3 protein-coding genes are annotated in these 2,482 nt (G+C 61.3%); all 3 read left to right on the forward strand.

The window, feature by feature from the left end; genetic code table 11:
• Positions 1–106 precede the first annotated feature (106 nt).
• From XANALMUS060_RS16905 to XANALMUS060_RS21610, 3 genes are read left to right on the forward strand one after another with little or no spacing between them, the layout of a single operon-like run.
• A complete protein-coding gene (locus XANALMUS060_RS16905) occupies positions 107–565 on the forward strand; it encodes a DUF2924 domain-containing protein (protein ID WP_045739433.1) in 459 nt (152 codons plus the stop codon).
• On the forward strand, positions 562–1,950 hold the full coding sequence (locus XANALMUS060_RS16910; protein ID WP_045739434.1) for a recombinase family protein: 1,389 nt from the start codon (positions 562–564) through the stop codon (positions 1,948–1,950). Before XANALMUS060_RS16905 ends, XANALMUS060_RS16910 begins: the two co-directional genes overlap by 4 nt.
• 11 nt (positions 1,951–1,961) lie before the next feature.
• The gene (locus XANALMUS060_RS21610; protein WP_200894104.1) at positions 1,962–2,477 is read left to right on the forward strand and encodes a hypothetical protein; all 516 of its coding nucleotides are present in this window, start codon (positions 1,962–1,964) and stop codon (positions 2,475–2,477) included.
• Positions 2,478–2,482 lie beyond the last annotated feature (5 nt).

Genomic DNA, 2,482 nt, shown 5'->3' on the forward strand with positions numbered 1-2,482 from the left:
CAATCGTCCGTACTTTTGTTGCGCAAGTGCGACCCAGTGCCGAGAGTGGACTTGCCTTTTTGCCCGACCAGAGCGTCCATACAACTCCCTATCCGCGGGAGTTTTCATGAACGACCAACGAGCCCAAGTCTCTGTCGCTGCTCAGATCGCGCGGCTGTCCAGTCTGCCTATCGCCGATCTTTGGTTGGTGTGGGATCGCTATTTCACCAGCCGTCCCGGTTACCCCAACCGTGGCTTCATTGAATCGCGCATCGCCTACAAGATCCAGGAGCACGTCTTTGGCGGTCTATCCCACACCACGCGCCAGCGCCTGGAAGCCATCGGCGCCAAGCACTCCAAGATCAAGCTGCGGGCACGACCAGAGGAGATCACCTTTGCGCCTGGCACGGTGTTGCTGCGCGAATGGGGGGAGCGGGAACACACGGTCCGGATCACGGCACAGGGCCTGTTCGAGTACGAGGGCAGCACGTTCAAAAGCCTGACGGCCGTTGCCCGTCGCATTACCGGTACGCATTGGTCTGGCCCGTTGTTCTTTGGCCTGAAAGGCAAAGGCGGTGCACGATGAACGATTTCACGCAGATGGCTTCCACCAAAGCGCGCAAACGCTGTGCCGTCTACTGCCGGGTCTCGTCGGACGAACGTCTGGATCAGGAGTTCAACTCCATCGATGCGCAGAAGGAGGCTGGCCACGCCTATGTGGTCAGCCAGCGCGCCGAGGGATGGATGCGGGTGGCCGACGACTACGACGATCCTGGGTTTTCCGGTGGGAACACAGATCGACCGGGTCTGAAGCGTCTGATAGCCGACATTGAGCGTGGTCAGATCGACATTGTGGTGGTCTACAAGATCGATCGTTTGACGCGCAGCCTGGCCGACTTCTCCAAGATGGTCGAGGTGTTCGAGCGCCACGGCGTGTCCTTCGTGTCGGTCACGCAGCAGTTCAATACGACCACCTCGATGGGACGGCTGATGCTCAACGTCCTGCTGTCCTTCGCCCAGTTCGAGCGGGAGGTCACCGGCGAGCGTATCCGCGACAAGATCGCGGCCTCCAAGCGCAAGGGGATGTGGATGGGCGGCGTGCCGCCCTTGGGTTACGACGTCGAGCACCGCAAGCTGGTGATCAACGAAACCGAGGCCGCCGTGGTGCGCCGGATCTTCGCGCAGATGCTGACCATCGGCTCGCCCACCCAGATCGCCGCCAACCTTGCCGAGGAGGGCATCACCACCAAGGCGTGGAAGACACAAGAGGGGCAGGAGCGCGTAGGCGCACGCATCGACAAGAAATACCTGCACAAACTGCTGCGCAACCGCATCTACCTCGGCGAGTTGTCACACAAGGGCAGTTGGTACACCGGTGTGCATGACGCCATCATCGATCCAGGGTTGTGGGGGCGGGTCCATGAGGTGCTGGCCAAGGACGGGCATCGCCGAGCCGTGGAGACCAAGACCCGGTCACGCACCGATGCGTTGCTACGCGGCCTGCTGTATGCGCCTTCCGGGGAGCGGATGTATCCGACCTACTCGTGCAAGCAGGGGCGTAAATACCACTACTACTTGTCCAAGTCCGAATTACGGTTCGGCGCGTCGGGCAAAAGCTGCGAGCGCCTGCCTGCGCCGGAGATTGAGGCGGCGGTGGTGGCCCAGATCCGCACAGTGCTGGCCAGCCCGGAGTCGGTGGCAGCGGTAGTGCGGCACATCCAACACACCGGTGCCCAGATCGACGAGCCCACCACCGTGATGGCGATGAAGCAGCTCAACGAGGTGTGGGATCAACTGTTCCCGGTCGAACGCCACCGTATCGCCAATTTGATGATCGAGCGCATCGACCTCGTCAATGCCGGCGAGGTGCGCGGGATCAAGGTGAGGTGGCGGGAGATTGGCTGGAGTGCGTTGATCGAAGAGTTTGCACCCAACAGCATCGGTGCCGAATTGCTGGAGGTCGAGGCTTGATGGACGCCTCGATGGAAACCTTTGTACCGCTGACATTTAGCCGCCGTGGTATCCAGCGCGCGGCGGCAGAGCAGGGCAGTGTCCACGACGTTACGCTGATAGAAGGGCTGGCGCGTGCCTTTTACTGGCAGCACCTGTTGGATATCGGTGCTATGCCGAGCGGATCGGCCATCGCGCGTGCCGAGAACCTAGATCAATCGGTTGTCAACGAATCGCTGCGCATGAACCTGCTGGCCCCTGACATCGTGGAGCGGTTCATGGCGGGCAAGCAGCCACCGCACTGGCAGCACCTGTTGGATATCGGTGCTATGCCGAGCGGATCGGCCATCGCGCGTGCCGAGAACCTAGATCAATCGGTTGTCAACGAATCGCTGCGCATGAACCTGCTGGCCCCTGACATCGTGGAGCGGTTCATGGCGGGCAAGCAGCCACCGCGGTTGACCCTGATGTGGTTCCAACGCAATCGCTTGATGGTCGACTGGTACGCCCAGCGTCAGCTCATGGCCAGTCTCGAGGATGAGGCATGAGCAAC

The organism is Xanthomonas sp. MUS 060, assembly GCF_000963215.1.
In the GTDB taxonomy this organism is placed as follows: Bacteria; Pseudomonadota; Gammaproteobacteria; order Xanthomonadales; family Xanthomonadaceae; genus Xanthomonas_A.

What these genes read in the sequence shown, in the direction of transcription:
- XANALMUS060_RS21610 (WP_200894104.1), top strand. Translation starts at nt 1,962, where the DNA reads ATGGAAACCTTTGTACCGCTGACATTTAGCCGCCGTGGTATCCAGCGC.
- XANALMUS060_RS16910 (WP_045739434.1), top strand. Translation starts at nt 562, where the DNA reads ATGAACGATTTCACGCAGATGGCTTCCACCAAAGCGCGCAAACGCTGT.
- XANALMUS060_RS16905 (WP_045739433.1), top strand. Translation starts at nt 107, where the DNA reads ATGAACGACCAACGAGCCCAAGTCTCTGTCGCTGCTCAGATCGCGCGG.